Origin of the sequence: Citrobacter sp. wls716, from assembly GCF_005280975.1 — a bacterium.
In the GTDB taxonomy this organism is placed as follows: domain Bacteria; phylum Pseudomonadota; class Gammaproteobacteria; order Enterobacterales; family Enterobacteriaceae; genus Citrobacter; species Citrobacter youngae.
Genome location: NZ_SZWX01000017.1, coordinates 49,388 through 72,152, shown reverse-complemented (window position 1 = coordinate 72,152; position 22,765 = coordinate 49,388). Strand labels below are relative to the sequence as shown.

At 52.0% G+C, this 22,765-nt stretch carries 22 protein-coding genes and 1 riboswitch; of the genes, 11 read left to right on the top strand and 11 right to left on the bottom strand.

Annotated elements, in window-relative coordinates; all coding sequences use genetic code 11:
• Positions 1–63: 63 nt before the first annotated feature.
• Together glnE and hldE are read left to right on the top strand one after the other, a co-directional pair.
• Positions 64–2,904, top strand: a complete 2,841-nt coding sequence (gene glnE / locus FDX24_RS01665; RefSeq protein ID WP_137363728.1) for a bifunctional [glutamate--ammonia ligase]-adenylyl-L-tyrosine phosphorylase/[glutamate--ammonia-ligase] adenylyltransferase — start codon at positions 64–66, stop codon at positions 2,902–2,904.
• A 59-nt stretch (positions 2,905–2,963) separates the two neighbouring features.
• Positions 2,964–4,397 (top strand): bifunctional D-glycero-beta-D-manno-heptose-7-phosphate kinase/D-glycero-beta-D-manno-heptose 1-phosphate adenylyltransferase HldE, encoded by a 1,434-nt coding sequence (gene hldE, locus FDX24_RS01660; RefSeq protein WP_048213251.1) that lies wholly within the window; start codon positions 2,964–2,966, stop codon positions 4,395–4,397.
• Positions 4,398–4,521: 124 nt separating this feature from the next.
• Here the strand turns inward: hldE and FDX24_RS23515 are convergent, their stop codons facing one another.
• The 3 genes from FDX24_RS23515 to FDX24_RS01645 all read right to left on the bottom strand — a co-directional run bounded on the left by FDX24_RS23515 (position 4,522) and on the right by FDX24_RS01645 (position 7,128).
• Positions 4,522–4,581, bottom strand: a complete 60-nt coding sequence (locus tag FDX24_RS23515; RefSeq protein WP_137346154.1) for a type I toxin-antitoxin system Ibs family toxin — start codon at positions 4,579–4,581, stop codon at positions 4,522–4,524.
• 213 nt (positions 4,582–4,794) lie between these two features.
• On the bottom strand, positions 4,795–6,474 hold the full coding sequence (locus FDX24_RS01650) for a flotillin family protein (protein ID WP_048213250.1): 1,680 nt from the start codon (positions 6,472–6,474) through the stop codon (positions 4,795–4,797).
• Positions 6,475–6,498: 24 nt separating this feature from the next.
• Positions 6,499–7,128 carry an OB-fold-containig protein gene (locus FDX24_RS01645; protein WP_115601456.1) on the bottom strand — a complete coding sequence of 210 codons (630 nt, stop codon included), beginning with the start codon at positions 7,126–7,128 and terminating at the stop codon, positions 6,499–6,501.
• A 260-nt stretch (positions 7,129–7,388) separates the two neighbouring features.
• On the opposite strand from FDX24_RS01645, the gene glgS reads away from it, so the two are divergent.
• On the top strand, positions 7,389–7,595 hold the full coding sequence (glgS, locus tag FDX24_RS01640; protein ID WP_086523459.1) for a cell surface composition regulator GlgS: 207 nt from the start codon (positions 7,389–7,391) through the stop codon (positions 7,593–7,595).
• Between the two features lie 33 nt (positions 7,596–7,628).
• Here glgS and ubiK read toward each other — a convergent pair whose 3' ends face one another.
• Positions 7,629–7,925: a ubiquinone biosynthesis accessory factor UbiK gene (gene ubiK, locus FDX24_RS01635; protein WP_048213247.1), complete on the bottom strand. Its 297-nt coding sequence runs from the start codon at positions 7,923–7,925 to the stop codon at positions 7,629–7,631.
• A gap of 132 nt (positions 7,926–8,057) precedes the next feature.
• A riboswitch (FMN riboswitch) is annotated at positions 8,058–8,207 on the top strand.
• A 106-nt stretch (positions 8,208–8,313) separates the two neighbouring features.
• On the opposite strand from ubiK, the gene ribB reads away from it, so the two are divergent.
• Positions 8,314–8,967 carry a 3,4-dihydroxy-2-butanone-4-phosphate synthase gene (gene ribB / locus FDX24_RS01630; RefSeq protein ID WP_048213246.1) on the top strand — a complete coding sequence of 218 codons (654 nt, stop codon included), beginning with the start codon at positions 8,314–8,316 and terminating at the stop codon, positions 8,965–8,967.
• 83 nt (positions 8,968–9,050) lie between these two features.
• On the opposite strand, the gene dsbI is transcribed toward ribB, so the two are convergent.
• The 3 genes from dsbI to FDX24_RS01615 are packed head-to-tail and all read right to left on the bottom strand — an operon-like array spanning position 9,051 to position 12,231.
• Positions 9,051–9,728 carry a protein-disulfide oxidoreductase DsbI gene (gene dsbI, locus FDX24_RS01625; protein WP_048213245.1) on the bottom strand — a complete coding sequence of 226 codons (678 nt, stop codon included), beginning with the start codon at positions 9,726–9,728 and terminating at the stop codon, positions 9,051–9,053.
• 14 nt (positions 9,729–9,742) lie between these two features.
• Complete coding sequence (locus FDX24_RS01620; RefSeq protein WP_137363726.1) at positions 9,743–10,411, bottom strand: thiol:disulfide interchange protein DsbA/DsbL; 669 nt, start codon at positions 10,409–10,411, stop codon at positions 9,743–9,745.
• 23 nt (positions 10,412–10,434) lie between these two features.
• Complete coding sequence (locus FDX24_RS01615) at positions 10,435–12,231, bottom strand: aryl-sulfate sulfotransferase (protein WP_116360744.1); 1,797 nt, start codon at positions 12,229–12,231, stop codon at positions 10,435–10,437.
• A 394-nt stretch (positions 12,232–12,625) separates the two neighbouring features.
• On the opposite strand from FDX24_RS01615, the gene FDX24_RS23380 reads away from it, so the two are divergent.
• Positions 12,626–12,802 (top strand): hypothetical protein, encoded by a 177-nt coding sequence (locus FDX24_RS23380; RefSeq protein ID WP_071887388.1) that lies wholly within the window; start codon positions 12,626–12,628, stop codon positions 12,800–12,802.
• 65 nt (positions 12,803–12,867) lie between these two features.
• Here FDX24_RS23380 and zupT read toward each other — a convergent pair whose 3' ends face one another.
• Complete coding sequence (gene zupT, locus FDX24_RS01610) at positions 12,868–13,641, bottom strand: zinc transporter ZupT (RefSeq protein WP_137363725.1); 774 nt, start codon at positions 13,639–13,641, stop codon at positions 12,868–12,870.
• A 147-nt stretch (positions 13,642–13,788) separates the two neighbouring features.
• Here zupT and ygiD point away from each other — a divergent pair, with 147 nt between their 5' ends.
• Positions 13,789–14,577, top strand: a complete 789-nt coding sequence (ygiD, locus tag FDX24_RS01605) for a 4,5-DOPA dioxygenase extradiol (protein ID WP_105242194.1) — start codon at positions 13,789–13,791, stop codon at positions 14,575–14,577.
• A 43-nt stretch (positions 14,578–14,620) separates the two neighbouring features.
• Here the strand turns inward: ygiD and FDX24_RS01600 are convergent, their stop codons facing one another.
• From FDX24_RS01600 to tolC, 3 genes are all read right to left on the bottom strand, one after another.
• The gene (locus FDX24_RS01600) at positions 14,621–15,781 is read right to left on the bottom strand and encodes a glutathionylspermidine synthase family protein (RefSeq protein ID WP_137363724.1); all 1,161 of its coding nucleotides are present in this window, start codon (positions 15,779–15,781) and stop codon (positions 14,621–14,623) included.
• Positions 15,782–15,786: 5 nt separating this feature from the next.
• Positions 15,787–16,464 (bottom strand): DUF1190 family protein, encoded by a 678-nt coding sequence (locus FDX24_RS01595; protein ID WP_003024591.1) that lies wholly within the window; start codon positions 16,462–16,464, stop codon positions 15,787–15,789.
• 157 nt (positions 16,465–16,621) lie between these two features.
• Positions 16,622–18,103, bottom strand: a complete 1,482-nt coding sequence (tolC, locus tag FDX24_RS01590; RefSeq protein ID WP_086523458.1) for an outer membrane channel protein TolC — start codon at positions 18,101–18,103, stop codon at positions 16,622–16,624.
• Between the two features lie 199 nt (positions 18,104–18,302).
• Here tolC and nudF point away from each other — a divergent pair, with 199 nt between their 5' ends.
• Genes nudF through parE form a run of 5 tightly spaced genes read left to right on the top strand, consistent with a single transcriptional unit; the run spans position 18,303 to position 22,708 of the window.
• Positions 18,303–18,935 (top strand): ADP-ribose diphosphatase, encoded by a 633-nt coding sequence (nudF, locus tag FDX24_RS01585; protein WP_137363723.1) that lies wholly within the window; start codon positions 18,303–18,305, stop codon positions 18,933–18,935.
• Positions 18,932–19,354, top strand: a complete 423-nt coding sequence (locus tag FDX24_RS01580; RefSeq protein ID WP_005123087.1) for a DUF1249 family protein — start codon at positions 18,932–18,934, stop codon at positions 19,352–19,354. Before nudF ends, FDX24_RS01580 begins: the two co-directional genes overlap by 4 nt.
• A 24-nt stretch (positions 19,355–19,378) precedes the next feature.
• On the top strand, positions 19,379–20,206 hold the full coding sequence (gene cpdA / locus FDX24_RS01575; protein WP_048213238.1) for a 3',5'-cyclic-AMP phosphodiesterase: 828 nt from the start codon (positions 19,379–19,381) through the stop codon (positions 20,204–20,206).
• A complete protein-coding gene (gene yqiA, locus FDX24_RS01570) occupies positions 20,206–20,787 on the top strand; it encodes an esterase YqiA (protein ID WP_003024575.1) in 582 nt (193 codons plus the stop codon). Before cpdA ends, yqiA begins: the two co-directional genes overlap by 1 nt.
• A gap of 28 nt (positions 20,788–20,815) precedes the next feature.
• Complete coding sequence (gene parE / locus FDX24_RS01565; RefSeq protein WP_040233967.1) at positions 20,816–22,708, top strand: DNA topoisomerase IV subunit B; 1,893 nt, start codon at positions 20,816–20,818, stop codon at positions 22,706–22,708.
• Positions 22,709–22,765 lie beyond the last annotated feature (57 nt).

Below are 22,765 nucleotides of genomic sequence, written 5' to 3'. Positions count from 1 at the left end.
GCTGCGCTTATCAGGCCTACGAGGCCATACCATGAGCCTCAATACGCAAAGGATGTCCCATACATGAAGCAGCTCTCTTCACCGTTACAGCAGTACTGGCCGACCGTTGTTGAGCGGCTGCCAGCAGCAATCTCTGAACCCTCGCTAAGCGTGCAGGCGAAGTCAGTGCTTACATTCAGTGATTTTGTCCGCGACAGCATGATTGCCCATCCCGAATGGCTGGTTGAGCTGGAAAGTGCGCCACCCCAGGCGGATGAATGGCAACACTATGCCGAGTGGTTGCAGCAAGCATTGGTTGACGTCGGCGATGAAAACACGCTGATGCGCGAGCTGCGCCTGTTTCGCCGCCGTATCATGGTGCGTATCGCCTGGGCGCAGACGCTGTCGCTGGTGACGGAAGAAAGTATTTTGCAGCAGTTAAGCCATCTGGCAGAAACGCTGATTGTCGCCGCACGCGACTGGTTGTATGACGCCTGCTGTCGTGAGTGGGGTACGCCGTGTAATCCTGAAGGTGTTGCGCAGCCGCTGCTGATTTTAGGTATGGGAAAACTCGGCGGCGGCGAGCTGAATTTCTCCTCCGATATCGACCTGATTTTTGCCTGGCCGGAGCACGGCAGCACGCAGGGCGGGCGTCGCGAGCTGGATAACGCGCAGTTCTTTACTCGCATGGGCCAGCGGCTCATCAAGGTACTGGATCAGCCCACAATGGATGGTTTTGTCTATCGGGTGGACATGCGTTTACGCCCGTTTGGCGACAGCGGCCCTCTGGTGCTGAGCTTCTCCGCGCTGGAGGATTATTACCAGGAGCAAGGGCGCGACTGGGAACGCTATGCGATGGTTAAAGCCCGCATTATGGGCGATGCCGACGGCACATACGTCAGCGAGCTTCGTGCCATGCTGCGGCCTTTTGTCTTCCGTCGCTATATTGATTTCAGCGTGATCCAGTCGCTGCGTAACATGAAAGGGATGATTGCGCGTGAAGTGCGCCGTCGTGGCCTGAAAGACAACATTAAGCTGGGGGCGGGCGGCATTCGTGAAATCGAATTTATCGTGCAGGTATTCCAGCTTATTCGCGGTGGGCGGGAGCCGTCGCTGCAATCCCGCTCGCTGTTACCCACGCTCAGTGCCATCAATGAATTACACCTGCTGTCTGATACCGACGCGGAACAACTGCGCGCAGCCTATCTCTATTTACGCCGCCTGGAAAACCTGCTGCAAAGCATCAATGATGAACAGACCCAAACGCTGCCGGGCGATGAACTGAATCGCGCGCGACTGGCGTGGGGGATGAACGTTGATGACTGGCAGCAATTAACCGATGTACTGGCCAATCATATGGACAACGTACGCCGGGTATTTAACGAGCTGATTGGCGATGACGAGGCCGAAACCCAGGAAGAGTCGCTCTCAGAACAGTGGCGCGAACTGTGGCAGGACGCATTACAGGAAGATGATACCACGCCGGTGCTGACGCATCTGGCAGATGACGATCGCCGGCGCGTGCTGTCTCTGATTGCCGATTTCCGCAAAGAGCTGGATAAACGCACCATTGGCCCGCGAGGACGTCAGGTGCTGGATCATTTAATGCCGCATCTGTTGAGCGATGTCTGTACGCGTGACGACGCCTCAATACCGCTGTCGCGCATCACACCGCTGCTGGTGGGCATTGTGACCCGCACGACCTATCTGGAGCTGCTGAGTGAATTCCCGGGAGCGCTTAAGCACCTGATTTCGCTCTGTGCCGCCTCGCCGATGATTGCCAGCCAGCTGGCGCGGTATCCGCTGTTGCTCGATGAACTGCTGGATCCGAACACCCTGTATCAACCCACCGCGACGGATGCCTACCGCGATGAGCTGCGCCAGTATTTGCTGCGCGTACCGGAAGATGACGAAGAACAGCAACTGGAGGCACTGCGCCAGTTTAAACAAACGCAGCTTTTGCGAATTGCGGCGGCTGATATTGCCGGTACGCTGCCAGTGATGAAAGTGAGCGATCACTTAACCTGGCTGGCGGAAGCGATTATCGATGCGGTAGTCCAGCAGGCGTGGACGCAGATGGTTGCTCGCTACGGGCAGCCAACGCATCTTGGTGAACGTGAGGGGCGCGGTTTTGCCGTCGTCGGCTATGGCAAACTGGGCGGCTGGGAACTGGGCTACAGTTCGGATCTCGATTTGATCTTCCTGCATGATTGTCCGATGGACGTGATGACGGACGGTGAACGTGAGATTGACGGGCGACAGTTCTATCTGCGTCTGTCGCAGCGCATTATGCACCTTTTCAGCACCCGCACCTCGTCCGGTATTTTGTACGAAGTGGATGCGCGGCTGCGTCCATCCGGCGCGGCGGGAATGCTGGTGACATCAACCGACGCTTTCGCCGATTACCAGCGCAACGAAGCCTGGACATGGGAGCATCAGGCGCTGGTGCGTGCTCGCGTGGTATACGGCGACCCGCAGTTGACCTCTCAGTTTGATACGATTCGTCGCGATATCATGACCCTCGTCCGTGATGGGAAAACCTTGCAGACCGACGTGCGTGAAATGCGTGAGAAAATGCGCGCCCATTTGGGCAATAAGCATCGGGATCGTTTTGATATTAAAGCGGATGAGGGTGGCATTACCGATATTGAGTTTATTACGCAATATCTGGTGCTGCGCTATGCGCATGAAAAACCGAAGCTGACGCGCTGGTCGGATAATGTGCGCATTCTGGAATTACTGGCGCAAAACGACATTATGGACGAGCAGGAAGCGCTGGCGCTTACCCGTGCTTATACGACGTTGCGTGATGAACTTCACCATCTTGCGTTGCAGGAACTTCCGGGCCATGTAGCGGCGGAACACTTCAGCGCTGAACGTACGCTGGTGCGTGACAGCTGGCAGAAGTGGCTGGTTGCCGAGTGAAGTGTGCTATTATCGCGCGCAAATTTTAAGACCCTCAGAGAATCTCTCAGGAGACAGGAATGAAAGTAACGCTGCCAGAGTTTGAACGTGCAGGAGTCATGGTTGTCGGTGATGTGATGCTGGATCGCTACTGGTACGGCCCTACCAGCCGTATTTCACCTGAAGCGCCGGTTCCGGTGGTGAAGGTCGATACCATCGAAGAACGTCCCGGTGGCGCAGCAAACGTGGCGATGAACATTGCCTCTCTGGGCGCAAATTCTCGTCTGGTGGGTTTGACTGGTATCGACGACGCGGCGCGTGCGCTGAGCAAAACGCTGGCGGATGTGAACGTAAAATGCGACTTCGTTTCCGTGCCGACGCATCCGACAATCACCAAACTACGCGTACTTTCCCGTAACCAGCAGTTGATTCGCCTGGATTTCGAAGAAGGTTTTGAAGGCGTAGATCCGCAACCGCTGCACGAGCGTATTAATCAGGCGCTGGGTTCTATCGGCGCTCTGGTGCTCTCTGACTACGCCAAAGGCGCGTTGGCAAGCGTGCAGCAAATGATTGCTCTGGCGCGTAAGGCTGGCGTGCCGGTGCTTATCGATCCGAAAGGGACCGATTTTGAACGTTACCGCGGCGCAACGCTGCTAACGCCGAACCTGTCTGAGTTTGAAGCGGTCGCCGGTAAATGCAAAAGCGAAGATGAACTGGTTGAGCGCGGCATGAAAGTGATTGCTGATTTCGACCTTTCCGCACTGCTGATTACCCGTTCAGAACAGGGGATGACGTTGCTGCAACCGGGCAAATCGCCACTGCATATGCCGACGCAGGCGCAGGAAGTGTATGACGTGACCGGTGCGGGCGATACGGTAATCGGTGTGCTGGCGGCGACGCTGGCGGCGGGTAATTCGCTGGAAGAGGCGTGCTATTTTGCTAACGCTGCAGCCGGTGTCGTGGTCGGTAAACTGGGAACCTCCACCGTTTCTCCGATTGAACTGGAAAACGCCGTGCGTGGTCGGGCTGATACTGGTTTTGGCGTGATGAGCGAATCTGAGCTGAAACAGGCCGTCGCCAGCGCCCGCAAGCGCGGTGAGAAAGTGGTGATGACTAACGGCGTGTTCGACATCCTGCATGCGGGCCATGTCTCCTATCTGGCAAATGCGCGCAAGCTGGGCGATCGCCTGATCGTGGCGGTAAACAGCGATGCGTCGACCAAACGTCTGAAAGGCGAAACGCGTCCGGTCAACCCGCTGGAACAGCGCATGATCGTGTTGGGCGCGCTGGAATCCGTCGACTGGGTGGTCTCTTTTGAAGAGGATACGCCGCAGCGTCTGATCGCTGGCATCCTGCCGGATCTGCTGGTCAAAGGCGGCGACTATAAGCCAGAAGATATTGCGGGCAGCAAAGAGGTATGGGCCAACGGCGGAGAAGTGTTGGTGCTGAACTTCGAAGATGGCTGCTCAACGACCAATATCATCAAGAAGATCCAGAAAGACAGCGATAAATAACAAATGCTGGAAACGGGTCAAACTTTTCGTTTCTGTGCGTTTCCCGCTGTTGACGCTGCTGTTTTTTCGACCTAAAGTAAAGGAATAAGGGTGAGAGGGGATTTCTCCCCCCTCTGATTGACTGTTAGTAAGCGTGGAAACTTAACAGTAACAGCACAACCAGTATGATGACTCGCTTCATCATAACCCTTTCCTTATTAAAGCCCCTTCCTTCTTCGAGAGGGGCTTTCTCGTTGCAGCCCTTGCTGACCAAGCGATTGTTAGTGAGCGACCTGACAGGCGCAAGGGCTTTCTCCCGCAGGTTTTTTATTGCTGGAGCATCCACGCAAAACGGCACGCCAGAATAAAAAATCCCCGGCTTTATGGGCCAGGGACGGGGGACATAAGGCAGAAGTCGTTATTCTTCTTTTATCGTTGTCTGATGGTTAACGTCGACTGTTGTCGTGGCGTTTAACGGAGTGGTAAGCGCATTTAGCGAACCGCCGGACAAACCAATTTCATTTAACAGTGAGTCAATCAGCGGCGCTTGTGTACGATAGGCAAGGGCGGCTGATAATGCCTGCTCAGCCAAATTTCCACCGCTTACGTTACCTGCGTTCACTTCACCGACGGCGCCACCACGATTCAGGCCATCAACCTGGATAATCTTGATTCCGTCGATAGACTTCATTGGCTCAACGGATTTCTCAATAACCGCTGGCAGAGACTGCAGCAGAGCCAGCTTAAATTTCAGGCTGGTCTGTTCGTCGGAAAGCACGTTGATGGCATCGTTGAGTGCACGCTGGGCTTCGGCTTCTGCGAGACCTTTTTTGCGCGTCGCTTCGGCCAGTTCAACAATTGCCGCCGCCTGCAATTCTGCGGCTTCTTTTTCGGCTTTTGCCCGCACGGTCAGTTCAACTGCCTGGGTTTCTGCATCCTGCGCCGCGGCGATCAGCGCGACCTGTTTGGCACGATCCGCTTCCGCGGTCTGGCGGGTGGTTTCTACGTTCTGCTGGGCGCGAACCGCTTCGGCCAGGGCATCGTTAGCTCGCGCTTCAGCCTGAGACTGTTGCTCGGACTTGGCAGCAATGGCGATGGACTTGGTTTGGTTGGCTATCTCCGTTGCCTGCTGCTGTTCGATCTCTTTGATACGAACTTCACGCTCGGCCTCGACTTTTCTGGATCGCACCGCCTGCTCGCGCTCGATTTCTGTTTCCTGAATCTGGCGTTCGGCAAGGATACGCGTCTGTTCAGCTTCACGATGACGTTCGGCTTCGAAGGCGGCGATTTTGGCGTTTTGCTCGGCCGTGCGGGTTTTCACCTGCTGCTCCTGCTCGAGCGTCATGAAGGCTTCCTGCTGTTCGATCTCCAGCTTGCGCGACAGCGCATCACGGTTTTTCTCACGTACCGCAACTTCAACGTCCTGTTCGACTTCGTTACGTTCGCGGCGACGGCGTTCTGTTTCCTGGGTCAGCTTGGTCAGACCCTCGGCATCAAAGGCGTTATTCGGGTTGAAATGGACTTTTTCGGTCTGGTTAAAGTTGGTGAGTGAAACGCTCTCCAGTTCCAGGCCGTTTTTGGACAGGTCTTCCGCGACGGTATTTTGTACGCCCTGAACGAAGTTTTCACGCGTATCCTGCAGTTCATGCATGGTCATCTGCGACGCAGTGGCACGCAGGGCATCGACAAACTTATCTTCTATTAGCACACGTAAATCCTCTGGTGACAGCGTCCGCTGCCCCAGGGTCTGTGCGGCGGTAGCAATCCCTTCAACAGACGGTTTTACACGCACGAAAAAGGCGACGACGACATCCACACGCATACGGTCTTTAGTGATGAGGCTGTCGACAGTCGAACGGCTCACCTCAAGTTTGAGGGTGTTCATGTTGATAGGAATAATTTCGTGGAAAATGGGCATGACAATTGCGCCACCGCTCATCACCACCTTTTGCCCGCCAAGTCCGGTACGTACAAACGCCTGTTCAGCTGACGCGCGGCGATACAGGCGGGCAAAGATAATCCCGATAATTAATAAGACGACCACAGCCACAATAGCGGTAAACATCCATGAAGGTAACATGCCAAAAACATCATCCATTGTGTTATTCCCTTAAAGTAAAAATTACAAAACATTTGGCCAGGGGTTTAGCTCGGCCAGGTAACGCGTTGCGGAGAGTCGGCAGATAATCAGCACCTTGTCTCCTTTTTTGAATTCTTTGCCTGCTTCAGGCTCTAGTAGCACATAGTGGGTCTGCCCGAACTTATCGGTAAATTTCCCTTCGCATGGGGTTCCGGCACTTGCGGAATGTCCGGTAATAATCGCCATGCTGCCGATAAACTCATCTTCTGCGAGAGCGGTGGTTTCATCCCGTGGTAGCCAGGGAGCAATGATTTTTCCGCTGTAATGCACGGCGAAGACGGCAAGAATAAAACTCAGCGGCGCGAGCAGCAGGTTGCTGAGCGGAGCTTGCCACAGTGTGACCGAACCATGTTGAAGAAGGATGCCGAAGAGTCCAAAGAAGCCAGCGAGTAAGCACAGCACGATCAGTGCGGGAATACGTCCGATATTCAAATAGTGCAGCGCTTGTCCAATATTGCCTGAAGTCAGGGCATCGTAGTGATCGAGATGCGCATCCAGTGCGCCCGAAAGGAAGTGCCCGAAAACAAGAGAGATGACTTCCAGTAAGCCAATCAGCAGGACAAATGAAATAGCAAACAGGTAGGGTCCGTTATAATCCGTGAATAAAACCAACTTTCTTCCTCCTGCGACCGCGTTCCCTGATAGTGTCAAAAGTAATGGTTTCACCTCTTACTTTTACATGACGTTACAATAACATGCGTCCTCCTGGTCTTGAATCTGAAAAGAGGCTCATCCCCCTCTTAGATTTCGTAGGAAACTGTGAGGCTGAAGGTTTTTTTGCGCACAATATGTGCAGAATATCTTCGCATCCAGGGAAATACTGAAATCAGAAAAAGCATATGGCCTTAGCAGATATTCAATAACTGGAGGGTATGCTCATGAACAGCAGTATGTATTCAATGAACAATTTCGATTTCCTGGCCCGAAGTTTTGCCAGGATGCAGGCTGAGGGCCATCCCGTTGATATCCAGGCGATAACTGGGAATATGGATGAAGAACACCGTAGCTGGTTTTGCAAACGCTATGCACTTTACTGCCAGCAGGCGACGGAGGCCAGGAAGCTGGAACTGGAACACTAACAGAGAAACGGGCCTTGCGGCCCGTTGTCGTTTTTACTCTTGCGGATCGACTGATGGGATCGCCGGGGCAGGCTTAACTTCTGCCGTTGTTTCACGCGATTCCAGCTCAGTCAGGCGTTGCTCAAGCAGCGCCAGCTTCTCACGAGTACGCAGCAAAACCTGAGTCTGTACATCAAACTCTTCACGGCTTACCAGATCCAGACGGGTCAGCTGTGACTGAAGCGTTTGACGAATTTTCTTCTCGACGTCTTCGCCAAACTCGCGGATCCCTTTCGGCATCGACTCATGAACCTGACGAGCAATCTGCTCAATTTTTTTCGGGTCAATCATTGTGGTTTCCCTGAACTGGTACGTGTTGCTGCATATTGTAGTGCGAACTGGCACAGGCATAAACCAGAATTGTGTGAAGCTAAGACGAGCAAAGGCGTTGATGAAGGTAATCAATAGCGTTATAGTTAACTCGCTTATTCTCAGGGCGGGGCGAAATTCCCCACCGGCGGTAAATCAACTGATGTTGAAAGCCCGCGAGCGCTTTTCGTGAATGCGAAAAGGTCAGCAGATCCGGTGTAATTCCGGGGCCGACGGTTAGAGTCCGGATGGGAGAGAGTAACGATCCAGTCGGGCATGGACCCGCTCACGTTATTTTTTTGCCGCTTTGACGGCACTCCTAAGACTGCCCTGATTCTGGTAACCATAAATTTAGTGAGGTTTTTTTACCATGAATCAGACGCTACTTTCCTCTTTTGGTACGCCTTTCGAACGTGTTGAACATGCGCTTGCTGCACTGCGTGAAGGACGCGGTGTGATGGTGCTTGACGATGAAGACCGTGAAAACGAAGGTGATATGATTTTCCCGGCAGAAACCATGACCGTTGAACAGATGGCGCTGACCATCCGTCACGGTAGCGGTATTGTTTGCCTGTGCATCACTGAAGACCGACGCAAACAGCTCGATCTGCCGATGATGGTGGAAAATAACACCAGCGCTTATGGTACGGGTTTTACCGTGACCATTGAAGCTGCAGAAGGTGTGACTACCGGTGTTTCCGCAGCAGACCGTGTCACTACAGTTCGCGCGGCGATTAAAGATGGCGCTAAACCTTCCGATCTGAACCGCCCGGGTCACGTTTTCCCGCTGCGTGCTCAGGCTGGTGGTGTGTTAACTCGCGGTGGCCACACCGAAGCCACCATCGATCTGGTGACGCTGGCTGGTTTTAAACCAGCTGGTGTGCTGTGCGAATTGACTAATGATGATGGTACTATGGCGCGTGCGCCACAGTGCATTGAGTTTGCCGGCAAGCACAATATGGCTGTAGTCACTATCGAAGATTTAGTGGCTTATCGTCAGGCGCACGAGCGCAAAGCCAGCTAATAGACTATTACCACGTTAGTTGTGGTAAGCATAAAAAACCGAAGCCGTCTTCCTGGCTTCGGTTTTTTTGTTTCTTGCTCCAATTATTTGGTTCTGGTCAGTTTTAAAGCCCAGGCTCCACTCATTATCACCAGCAGTAGTAAACATAAACCAAAGGCCAGCAAACAGGCCTGTGCCATGTTCATAAAATGCCACGGCGGGAGCAGATACCAGCCTTCAGACTGTTGGTATAGATCGATAAACCACTTTTGCGTACTGCTGAGCGCTACGCCATCGGGAACCACGGGGGCGTCATAGCCGCAATCTCCTGTGGGCTTAAACCACTCCGGAGCCCAGTTTGCCAGCGGCAAATTGAAAGGGAATATCGGATCGGTGGAACATCCCTGGACGCCAAACAGCGAGTCCGGATCCGGGTTATGTACAGCATAATGAATGCCGTTAAGTTTGATGGAGAACTTAATGCCCATGATGCTGCCATAAAATGCCGCGATGCAGCCAATAAGCTTCAGAGCAACATTTTTGGGATTTATTGCCGCGATCAATCCACCGAAAACCATCACAAACATGGCGAAGCGAATGTAGACACACTGCTCGCAGGGAGCCATATAGAGATAGATTTGAAAGAATGAGTGCGCCAGTATTATTAACCCGCCCATCGCGCACGCCATCAGTAGCCACAGAAAGCGCCGTTCCTGCCATCTCACCAGCGTATCAACCGGCGTGGTACGTAAGTCCCGCCAAAATCCTTTTATGAAAGCCATAGCCTGGTCCCTGTTTATTTTGTCGCCAGCTCTCTGACAAGCTCAGCCATGGAGTCAATGGATTTGATACTTTTGGTGTAGATCAGGTATTTACCATTAACGACGTAAGCCGGAACCCCCTGAATTTTGGCGACGTCGTATGCCGCTTTCCATTTCTCCAGCGTTTGCTGAACGGTGGGATCTTGCAGCGCGGCGTCAAAATCTGTCTGGCTCATGTCTGCAGCATCCAGACCTGTTTTAATGAATGCGGCCGGATCTTTACCATCTGACCAGCGCTCTTTCTTGTCGTGGTAAGCAGCGTAATAAGCGAATTTCGCTTTTTTGAACTGCGATTTGGCATCAAATAATGAAATCCCTGCGGCCTGATCTTTAGCAATCATTACTGCAAAAACTTCACTGGCCTGTTTACCATATTCCCCTTTGGTTTCCAGATGAAATGGTGTGAAGGTGACGAGATCGGCCACTTTTTCAGAAACCGGGCCAGTCACGGCTTTATCATATTTGTAACAGAACGGACAGGCGTAGCTAAATACTTTGATTAACGTTTTATCAGCATTCGGAATCGGTTGCTCTAAAACCATATAATCAGTGCCTTCTGTAAAAGCGGAGGCGGCAAACGACGTGGCAAGCGCTGCAGTTAATATCACGCTTTTAAATAATGAAGTAATCCATTTAGATGACATAATTAATCCTTAATCTAACGCGATTATTTAAATATGTGTTGTGGGCGGACCAGTAATGCACGGTAGTGAGTTTGGTTTGGCTTATCTGAAAGGACATCAATCTCAACTTTGACTTCTTTGGTCTTGTAGTCAATTTCATTGATTTTGCCAATGGTTGGTTGCCCAACGTCAAATAAATTAATTGAACCACCAAAGCCAAACATGGTGTCACGGTCTTTCTGATATTCGATAACCGAGGTGATGGGACTATAGAAGTCGTAACCGCGTTCTTTGCCGTATTCCCAGATTTGCTGAACGGTACCTTTTTTCTCGTCGATTTTATATTCGACGAAACGGGAATATTTCATCGTCGGCAATGCTGGTTGTTCGAGCCCACGACCATCGCCGTTGTCAAAGATGGTTAATGTCCCTTTGCTCGAGAGCCATGCGGTGTGCTGTGTATAAGTAAAATCGAAATCGGTGTTTTCGCACTTGCCGTTTTCGTCACATTTTAGCGCGTTGCCTTTACCATCAACCGGTTTTAACAGCTTGCTTGCCAGCGCCTTATTCCAGCCTTTCGACGGAGCGAGGATCCATTTCACCTGTTTATCGCGACCGATTTTAACGACGCCCTGATGGCGGGAAGAGATAATAATGGAGTCATCTTTGGCATCATAGGCAATGGAGTTAACGTGCGCCCAGTTACGACCTGCACCCACCCCGAGGGCGTCACCGTAAGGTGTATCTGGCTCCAGTTTCGCCTGTTGACCGGCATGAGCGAGGTCAACGTTGACGCATACCGCGCCTGCGTCCAGTGCACCCAGAAGCGCATCACGCATCGGATCGAGTATTTTTGTCAGATCCCACACGTCAACCACACGGCCGGACTTGTCTACTTCAATTATCTGATCACGGATGGTTTGCACATGGATGCCATCTTCTTTGCGATAATCGCGTTTGCCCACACGAAGCAGCACGGTGTCGTTGATTGTTTCGATCGATTCATGCGATGCGTCAAGGAATCCGCGCGGTAGCTTATGATCGGCCAGAATCTGCCCCATCATATCGAATTCGTACCAATGCTGACCCTGAACGGCTGTGAAGGTGCCGCGTGGCGTTTCCCGGATACCCATCAAGTAACCGCGCTTATTGATATCCATGTCATGGCCATCGTAGAAGGTATCTTGATCCAGCCACCAACGATATTCACCTTCCGTATCGACGATAAAGGTGAAGGGGGCAATGTCAAAGGGTAATGCCCCGCCCGCAGGACCCGCATCCAGGATGCCGGCATTTTTATCTTTTTCACCATGCCAGTGGAATTCCGCCCCTTGTGCCGTGAAGGTATGGGTATTCACCAGATAGAGACGGTCTTCAAAACCAGGCGCTACCTTAATCACTTTCGTTTGCTGTAAATCGGAAATTGAACGGTTATCCATGTAGTGATTAACGATGGCGGACGTTTGCACCACATAATCATCCTTCATGGCTTTGCCATTTTCTTTATATTCAACGGTGACCTTATTAGCAAACTTTTGATAAAGACCAAAAATAGGCACGCCGTCATAGGTTGCTAACGATTCTTTGCCAACAGTATAAGTAACAGGAACTCCTTTCTCGCCTTTGCCATGAACGGTGACTTTAACATCTGAGATAACGTGACTGTCTAATTCCACTAACGCGGTAAGCGGGGCGTTTCCATAAGGATCAACGACTATTGCGCCCAGTTTCCCTGCGGGTTGGGCGGGTTGAAAACCCGCGGCAAAAGAGTTTCCGACTGTTAATCCAAACGTCAGTGCCAGAGTGCCTGCGAGAAGCGTTTTTCGATATTGTATAAACATGGATATATCTCCTTATATTATCTATAAATATAATTATGCTGAATATATTATGTTTTCATGGTGTCGATAAAATATAAAATGGTGTTACTGATTCAACTATTATGGTGAATATATTAATATTGATAAAATGTATTATTTGCAGAAATTATTTTTTATTATTTCCGATAGTATGAGTGAGATATTCTGAGAACAATATTTATTATTGTGTAGTGTGATCTTGTCGACATTGTTTTATTTTCTATAGCGAGTTTGACTATTGGCTTAGCCGCTGGTTTATATGATCGAAATCATATATTTGTTTCTGGAATATGCCACTATAGGAGTATGTCAGAATAAGCTTGTGTAAAATTTTAACGTTAAATGTTTAATGATGTTAAATGTTAAGGGTAAAAGAATGTTTATTGCCTGGTATTGGATCGTATTAATTGCATTCGTTGCATTGGGTTATTATTGCCATATGAAGCGTTATTGCCGGGCATTCCGGCAAGACAGAGACGCATTGCTCGAGGCGCGAAACAAACTCTTCCGTCGTTCTGGTGAAGATAACAGCGTGATTAAGGAACAGGAATAGTCCTTCACGTTCTGCTATGGATGAGCGGATGCTGTAAATGAGCAGGGTGGCATCCGCCCTCTGGATTATCCGATTCCCATGGACTGGAGGATGACGAGGCTTAACCCCATCACCGACATTCCGAACAGGACCCCATAGCTGGGATTATTATTTGGGTCGATCTCTTTTGCCAGTGGCATCAATTCATCGACTGACAGCGCCACCATAATTCCGGCGACCGCGGCCATAATTGCCGCCATCACCACGGGCGAAATCAAACTGCCCAGAATTAACCATGCCAGTACCCCACCTAATATTTCCGCCATTCCCGAGATCCCGGCCCAGAATATAGCGGTACGTTTGGAGCCCGTGGCTGCATAGACCGGACCTGCAACGGCTAATCCTTCAGGAATATTGTGTAATGCGACGGCAAGCGCGATACCAAAGCCCAGTTCGAGGTTGCTGCTGGCGGTAACAAAAGTTGCAATCCCTTCCGGGAAGTTGTGCAGGCTGATACCCAGAGTTAATAAAATCGCAGTACGCTTAATGGAACCGGGTAACGGTTGTGTGGTTTTTTGGACTAAATCCTGAGGGTGAGCGTGCGGCAGCAAACGATCCAGGCCAAAGTAGCCCAGCAAACCAACGATAAACATCCCGTAACCCAGCACCGGCGACATTCCCTCTGCTGCCAGTGCGGCTGGCAACATTTCCATCAGGGAGATCAGCAACATGATACCTGCGGCAAAACCCAGAGAAAACGCGAGAACGCGGTTAGAGGGTTTTTGTCCCAGCACGCCGAGAAATGCACCGATAAATGTGGCGGCGCCTGCCAGTAAGGTCAGAAGTAAAGGTACTGACATCGACAAATAAAACTCCTTATCAATCTGCTGTTCGGGGCGGATCGTCAAAATAACTGATGATCTTCATCATGGTTATCTGAGTTCTTCATCAACCGAAAAAGCGTATTGTGGTGATATCAAAATGACTCCCTCAGTAAGGATATCATCATGTCTTCAACTCGTATGCCAGCATTGTTTTTGGGACACGGCAGCCCAATGAATGTTCTGGAAGATAACGTTTATACCCGTGCCTGGCAGCAACTGGGGGAAACGTTGCCGCGCCCGAAAGCGATTGTTGTGGTATCGGCACACTGGTTTACACGCGGTACTGGCGTAACCGCGATGGAAGCACCTAAAACTATCCACGATTTTGGTGGTTTCCCGCAGGCACTGTATGACACGCATTATCCGGCCCCGGGCTCGCCAGAACTGGCACAGCATCTGGTTGACTTGCTTGCTCCTGTGCCCGTCGCCTTAGACAAAGAAGCGTGGGGTTTTGACCACGGTTCATGGGGTGTGCTAATCAAGATGTACCCGAACGCAGATATCCCGATGGTGCAGTTGAGTGTCGATAGCACCAAACCTGCGGCGTGGCATTTTGAAATGGGCCGTAAGCTGGCAGCGTTGCGCGATGAAGGCATTATGCTGGTGGCCAGTGGCAACGTAGTGCATAACCTGCGTACAGCACGCTGGCATGGTGAGAATACACCATACCCGTGGGCGACCTCATTTAACGATTATGTTAAAGCCAACCTGACATGGCAGGGACCGGTTGAACAGCACCCGCTGGTTAACTATATGGATCATGAAGGCGGATCGCTGTCGAACCCAACGGCGGATCACTATCTGCCGCTGCTGTATGTCCTCGGCGCGTGGGATGGCAAAGAGCCGGTGACGATTCCTGTTGATGGGATTGAGATGGGTAGCCTGAGTATGTTGTCAGTACAGGTGGGATAAAAACGTAGGCCCGGTAAGCATTAGCGATACCGGGCACAACGAATTACTCGACAAAAATATGCGGATAGAAGCGCGAGAGATCCTGGGTGATCAACGCTCTGTCTTCGCGAATGCCGATCCCGGCAGGTTGATCGTTAATCAGCCAGCTGCCGATCAGCATATAGCTGTCGCCAAACTTCGGTAGCTGATGGAACTGCTGCACGATCATGCCTTCTTCACCGTATGGCCCTTCCACGGCTTCGATCGTTTTACCGTTCTCAATGATGGAAACGTTAGCGCCTTCACGCGAGAAGATCGGTTTCACGACAAACTTATCCATCTGCGGATAGTCGTCTTCGGCGAAGTACGCCGGCAGAAGATTCGGATGGTTCGGGAACATTTCCCACAGCAGCGGTAACAACGCTTTGTTGGAGATAATGCTTTTCCAGGCCGGTTCCAGCCAGCGGACGCCAGCGTCTTCCAGCTTGGTGGAGAACATTTCACGCAGCATAAACTCCCACGGATAGAGCTTGAACAGATTGGCGATCACCTGGTCCTGCAGGTCCGTGAACTGACCTTTTTCACCGAGCCCGATATCCTCGACATAGAGAAATTCAGTGGCAATTTCAGCCTCAGTCGCGCAATCCTGCAAATACTGGATCGTTCCACGATCTTCGACCGTATCGCGACAGCAGGTCAGGTGCAGCAACTGAAAACCGTACTGCTCGCGCAGCGCAGTGAAACGTTCGATCAGTTTTTCCTGCAGGCTGTTGAACTGATCGCTGCCTTCCGGCAGGTTGCCCGCATTAAGCTGATCTTCCAGCCAGATCCACTGGAAAAAGGCGGCTTCGTACAATGAGGTTGGCGTATCGGCGTTGTTTTCTAAAAGCTTAGGTTCACCGCTACCGTCCCACGCCAGATCGAGGCGGGAATAGAGCGACGGTTGCTGTGTCAGCCAGGACTGGCGGACAAAGCCCCAGGTATGCTTCGGAATACGAAACTTGGTCATCAGCTCATCGCTGTTAATGACCTTTTCCACCACTTTGAGGCACATCTGATGCAGCTCTGCGGTGACCTCTTCCAGCTTTTCGACCTGAGCAAGCGTCAGCTTATAGTACGCGTCTTCACACCAGTACGGCTCGCCGTACATGGTGTGAAAGTTGAAACCGTATTCGGTGGCCTTATCGCGCCAGTCCGGGCGCTCAACAATACTGACTCTTTCCATGACGATCAGCCACCCATTGAACGTGTGGTGGTGCCGCTTGCGCTACGCTGCATGGTGCTCTGTTTGGCGACTGACTCACCAAATCCGCCGCGGGTTACGGTAGAGGTGGTAGCAGGTTTCGGCGCCATGGCGGTTTTTGGTACGGTCATGGTGCGGCCCGGCGTTGCTGCGCCGTAGTTTTTGCCGCTGGCGTCAGTATATTTGCCGTATGCAGGGCTGGCCGGGTTTTTCGAGCTGAACAGCGGTTGCTGAGCGCCCATTCCGCCGCCCATCAGTCGGCCCATCATGTAGCCTGCCATCAGCGGCATCCAGAAGCTGCCGCTGCTTTGATTCTGCGCCTGAGCCTGGCCTTCACCGGTCGGTGCCATGCCCGCCTGCGCAGGTGCCTGCTGGCACTGGCCTTCGCCGAATTCAGCAATACAGTCTTCACGCGTGGCGTATTTTGGCGCGGTGCGTTCAGCTTCTTTCAGCGCGTTGTTAAACGCGGTGGTGCATTCGGCGCTTTTACCCGGATTCGCCGCAGAGCAGTCGTCCGCGTTCTGATAAAGCGAAACCGTTTCGTCACTCTTTTCACAGCCCGCGAGCATAAACACTGCGGTAACTGCCAGGGCGACAGGAGTCAGGTGGCGCGCGCTCCAGCTTTTGCGGAACGAGGCATGATGTATCGATTTTGTCCGTTTCATTTTTGTCTTCCAGGACCCAGTGGTAAACACAGTAAATAATGCTCAGGATAGAGGATGACTGGTCGAAATTGAAGCGGGAAGAGGCGAGAATGCGCAGGAAGGGGTAGATCTTTACGTTGCCTTACGTTCAGACGGGGCCGAAGCCCCGTCTACAGCATCAATTACGGAACGGGTTGTTGCCGTTACTGCTGCTGGTTGTACGTGCTGTTGCCGGTTTGACCGCTGGTGCCGCACTGTTGGCAGTATAACCATCTGCTGCGGCGTCTTGCTGGGTGTTTTCCGGCGCAACGGCGTCAGGCGCGGTGGAAATAGGTTTACCCAGCGTATTGTTCAACGCCACCAGATCCTGCTCGTTAAGCGTACCGAGCGCAGACTTGATGTTTAACTGGTTGATCAGATAGGTATAACGCGCATTTGCCAACTGCTGCTTAGCGTTGTACAGCGTGGTAGTAGCATCCAACACGTCCACAATGGTACGTGTACCTACAGAATAGCCGGCTTCCATCGCATCCAGGGAGCTTTGGGCAGAGACAACCGCTTGTTTGTACGCATTAATGCTACTGATAGACGCATTAATGTTGTTGAATGATGAACGAACGGTCTGTACTACGCTGCGGTGCGCGCTTTCCAGTTGCTCACTGGCGCCAACAAAGTTGTACTGCGCTTGTTTCACCTGCGAGTTAACCATCCCGCCCTGGTACAGCGGCAGCGAGAAGTTCAGACCAATTTTATTCTGGCCCTGGTTGCTGTCGTCATACTGAGAGGTGTTAGTTTTAGAACCACTGTAAGAGGTATCAGAAACACCAGTAGAGGCGGTTAAACCCAGCGTCGGCAGATGACCGTCCTGTGCCAGACGAATTTGCTCACGCGCCAGATCCTGGCTTAAACGTGCCTGCAATAACGTCAGATTGCGGTTTTCTGCTTCTTTCAGCAGCGAATTTACCGCCTGCGGTTTGTTGGTTTTAAAGCCATCAACATTCAGCGAAGCCAGTTCCGGGTAGTAATTGCCGGTGACCTGACGCAGCTGTTCAACGGCGTTGTCCAGGTTGTTACGCGCGGTAACTTCATTTGCCAACACGGTATCGTACTGTGAACGGGCGTTCTGTACGTCAGTGATGGCGACCAGGCCAACGTTAAAACGCTGGGTCGTCTGATCCAACTGACGATAAACGGCGTCTTTTTGTGCCTGGGTATAAGAGAGCACGTCAATCGCGTTCAATACGTTAAAATAAGCCGTGGCAGTATTCAGGATCAGCGTTTGCTGATCGGTCTGATACGTTACGTCCTGGATGCCCGCTGATTTTTCTTGCAGCGTCAGGGCACGCCATTTTGACATATCGAACAGAGTCTGAGTCAGGCTTAACGAAGCACTGGTCGCGTTGGAGTTGACGCCATTGGCATCACGAAAGCCATTGCTGTAGGTGTAATCGGCACCTAAGCCCAGTTGCGGCAGTAAAGGACTACGCGCTTCGTTAATTTTTTCGAATGCAGCATCGCGATCGGCGGCGGATTTACGCAATTCCGGGTTGCTCAGGCGTGCTTGCTGATAAACCTGCATCAGGTTTTCTGCCTGGCTCAGAGTACTGAACCCCGACAGGCTCAGGCCGATAAGGATGGGGAGCAATTTCTTCATTTGCATTCCTTGTTGTGAAGCAGTATTTAGCGCTGATCAAATTGTAAAAATAATTGCTGATTCTAGCAGAATCCGCCACTTCAAAAAGTTGGCGTTACGTGCCATACGGCGTTAATTTGCATCAATTTAACACAAGGGCGCTCAAACAGCAGTCAAACGACCTTGAAATTCACATTTTAATCACTATTGGTACCAGGACAGCACAATGCGTAAACCAGACAACTTGCCAATGACATTCACTAAAAATGATGTAGAAATTATTGCACGAGAAACACTATACCGCGGTTTTTTTTCACTGGATCTTTATCGCTTCCGTCATCGCCTGTTTAACGGTGATATGAGCGGTGAAGTGAAGCGTGAAATTTTTGAGCGCGGACACGCGGCAGTCTTGCTACCCTTTGACCCTGAGCGGGATGAAGTTGTGTTGGTCGAACAAATCCGCATCGCGGCCTATGACACCAGCGAAACGCCGTATCTACTGGAAATGGTAGCCGGAATGATTGAAGAAGGCGAAACCGTTGAAGATGTGGCTCGCCGTGAAGCAATGGAAGAAGCCGGACTGGACGTTAAACGTACGAAACCCGTGCTGAGTTATCTGGCAAGCCCTGGCGGCACCAGTGAGCGCCTGTCTATTTTGGTAGGTGAAGTGGACGCTTCGACCGCGAGCGGAATTCACGGTCTGGCGGATGAAAACGAAGATATTCGTGTTCATGTGGTGAGTCGGGAACAGGCTTATCAATGGGTAGAAGAGGGGATAATCGACAACGCGGCTTCTGTCATCGCCTTGCAATGGTTACAGCTGCACTATCAAGCGTTAAAAACTGAGTGGAAAAAATGAAGCGTTACACACCTGACTTCCCTGAAATGATGCGCCTGTGCGAAACCAATTTTTCGCAGTTGCGCCGCCTGTTGCCACGCAATGATGCAGCCGGTGAAACAGTGAGCTATCAGGTTGCAAACGCACAATATCGATTAACGATTGTGGAATCGACCCGATACACTACGCTTGTCGCGATCGAACAGACGGCACCAGCGGTTACCTACTGGAGCCTGCCGTCGCTGACCGTGCGCCTGTATCATGATGCGAGGGTGGCTGAAGTGTGTTCAAGTCAGCAGATCTTTCGCTTCAAAGCGCGGTATGATTATCCAAATAAAAAGTTGCATCAACGCGACGAAAAGCATCAAATTAATCAGTTTTTGGCCGACTGGTTACGGTACTGTTTAGCACATGGAGCGATGGCGATTCCGGTTTATTAGCGTCGTGAAACCTAAGGACACCATTTGGAAAGCCTGTTAACCCTTCCTTTGGCTGGTGAGGCCAGAGTCAGGATCTTACAAATTACAGACACTCACCTGTTTGCCGAAAAGCATGAAACCTTACTGGGTGTGAACACCTGGGATAGCTACCAGTGCGTACTGGATGCCATACATGCAGAGTCGCCAGAGTACGATCTGATCGTTGCGACTGGGGATTTGGCGCAGGATCAATCCGCTGCGGCCTATCAGCATTTTGCTGAGGGCATCGCAAGTTTTCGTGCGCCCTGCGTTTGGTTACCAGGTAATCACGACTTTCAGCCAGCGATGTACAGCGCGCTTCAGGATGCGGGTATTTCCCCCGCCAAACGCATCTTCATCGGTGAACAGTGGCAAATATTGTTGCTCGACAGCCAGGTGTTCGGCGTCCCTCACGGTGAGTTAAGCGAATTTCAGCTTGAATGGCTGGAGCGTAAACTTGCCGATGCGCCTGAACGTAATACTTTGCTGCTTCTACATCACCATCCTCTGCCTGCGGGCTGCAGTTGGCTCGATCAACACAGTCTGCGCAATGCGGCGGAGCTCGACAACGTGCTGGTGAACTATCCGCGCGTGAAGTATCTGCTGTGCGGGCATATTCATCAGGAGCTGGATCTCGACTGGAACGGCCGCCGCCTGCTGGCGACGCCATCGACCTGCGTGCAGTTTAAGCCGCATTGTTCCAACTTCACGTTAGATACCATCAGCCCCGGCTGGCGGACGCTGGAACTCTTTGCCGACGGTACGTTACAGACCCAGGTGTGTCGTCTACAGGGTAATCGGTTCCACCCTGATACCGCTTCAGAAGGCTACTGATGTCTACGCTTCTCTATCTTCATGGATTTAACAGTTCTCCTCGCTCGGCGAAGGCATGTCTGCTAAAAAACTGGCTGGCGGAGCACCATCCGCACGTTGAGATGATTGTACCGCAGTTACCTCCGTATCCAGCCCAGGCGGCAGAGATGCTGGAGTCAATTATCCTTGAGCATGGCGGCGAGTCGCTGGGGATTGTCGGCTCGTCATTAGGAGGCTATTACGCCACCTGGCTGTCGCAATGTTTTATGCTGCCAGCGGTGGTCGTGAACCCTGCCGTGCGGCCTTACGAACTGCTGGTCGACTATCTCGGTCAGAACGAGAACCCCTACACGGGGCAGCAATATGTGCTAGAGTCACGCCATATTTACGATCTTAAAGTCATGCAGATTGACCCGCTGGAAGCGCCGGATTTGATTTGGCTGCTTCAACAAACGGGCGATGAAGTGTTGGACTACCGCCAGGCGGTGGCGTATTACGCCTCCTGCCGTCAGACAGTTATTGAGGGCGGAAACCACGCATTCACGGGCTTCGAAGATTATTTCAACCCGATTGTCGATTTCCTTGGACTGCACAGTTTCTGACGATCAATTCGAATTGCTTATTTAAACCATGACGCAAACTTATAACGCTGATGCCATTGAGGTACTCACTGGGCTTGAGCCGGTACGCCGTCGCCCTGGGATGTACACCGATACGACCCGTCCGAACCATCTTGGACAGGAAGTGATTGATAACAGTGTGGATGAAGCACTGGCTGGCCACGCGAAACGCGTGGATGTGATTTTACATGCCGATCAATCGCTGGAAGTCATTGACGACGGACGCGGTATGCCAGTAGACATTCACCCTGAAGAGGGTGTTCCGGCGGTTGAGCTGATCCTCTGTCGTCTGCACGCGGGCGGCAAGTTCTCCAACAAGAACTACCAGTTCTCCGGGGGGCTGCACGGTGTGGGTATCTCTGTTGTTAACGCCCTGTCCAAACGTGTGGAAGTGAACGTACGCCGCGACGGGCAGGTGTACAACATCGCGTTTGAAAACGGTGACAAAGTGCAGGATCTGCAGGTGGTCGGTACTTGTGGTAAACGCAATACCGGTACCAGCGTACACTTCTGGCCGGATGAAACCTTCTTTGACAGCCCGCGTTTCTCTGTTTCTCGCTTAACGCACGTACTGAAAGCCAAAGCGGTGCTGTGTCCGGGCGTAGAGATCACCTTTAAAGATGAAGTTAACAACAGCGAGCAGCGCTGGTGCTACCAGGACGGCCTGAATGACTACCTGAGCGAAGCCGTAAACGGTCTGCCAACGCTGCCGGAAAAACCGTTTATCGGTAATTTCAGCGGTGAAACAGAAACCGTAGACTGGGCGCTGCTCTGGCTGCCGGAAGGCGGTGAATTACTGACTGAAAGTTATGTCAACCTGATCCCAACCATGCAGGGTGGTACGCATGTTAACGGCCTGCGTCAGGGACTGCTGGACGCGATGCGTGAATTCTGCGAGTACCGTAATATTCTGCCGCGCGGCGTGAAGCTGTCAGCAGAAGATATCTGGGATCGTTGCGCCTATGTGCTGTCGGTAAAAATGCAGGATCCACAGTTTGCCGGACAGACCAAAGAGCGTCTTTCTTCACGTCAGTGTGCGGCATTCGTTTCTGGCGTAGTGAAAGATGCCTTTAGCCTGTGGCTGAACCAGAACGTGCAGTCAGCCGAGCTGCTGGCGGAAATGGCGATTTCCAGCGCACAGCGTCGTTTGCGTGCGGCGAAAAAAGTGGTACGCAAAAAGCTGACCAGCGGTCCGGCGCTACCGGGGAAACTGGCGGACTGTACCGCACAGGATCTCAATCGCACCGAACTGTTCCTCGTCGAAGGTGACTCGGCGGGCGGATCGGCCAAGCAGGCGCGCGATCGTGAATTCCAGGCGATCATGCCGCTCAAAGGTAAGATCCTCAATACCTGGGAGGTCTCTTCTGATGAAGTGCTGGCCTCGCAGGAAGTGCATGATATTTCGGTAGCGATCGGCATCGATCCGGACAGTGATGATCTGAGCCAACTGCGCTATGGCAAGATCTGTATTCTGGCGGATGCGGACTCCGATGGTCTGCACATCGCTACGCTGCTGTGCGCGCTGTTTGTGAAACACTTCCGTACGCTGGTGAAACACGGTCACGTCTATGTGGCGCTGCCGCCGTTGTATCGTATCGATCTCGGCAAAGAGGTGTATTACGCACTAACAGAAGAAGAAAAAGCGGGCGTGCTGGAGCAGTTAAAGCGCAAGAAAGGCAAGCCGAACGTCCAGCGCTTTAAAGGTCTGGGTGAAATGAACCCGATGCAGTTACGTGAAACGACGCTGGACCCCAATACGCGTCGCCTGGTGCAGCTCATCATTGATGATGAGGACGATCAGCGTACGAATGCGGTGATGGATATGCTGCTGGCCAAGAAACGTTCAGAGGATCGTCGTAACTGGTTGCAAGAGAAAGGTGACCTGGCGGATCTCGAAGGCTAATTGCATGTAGAAAAGCCGGAGAGGGGCGTAAAATGCCTTATCCGGCTCTCATCTGAC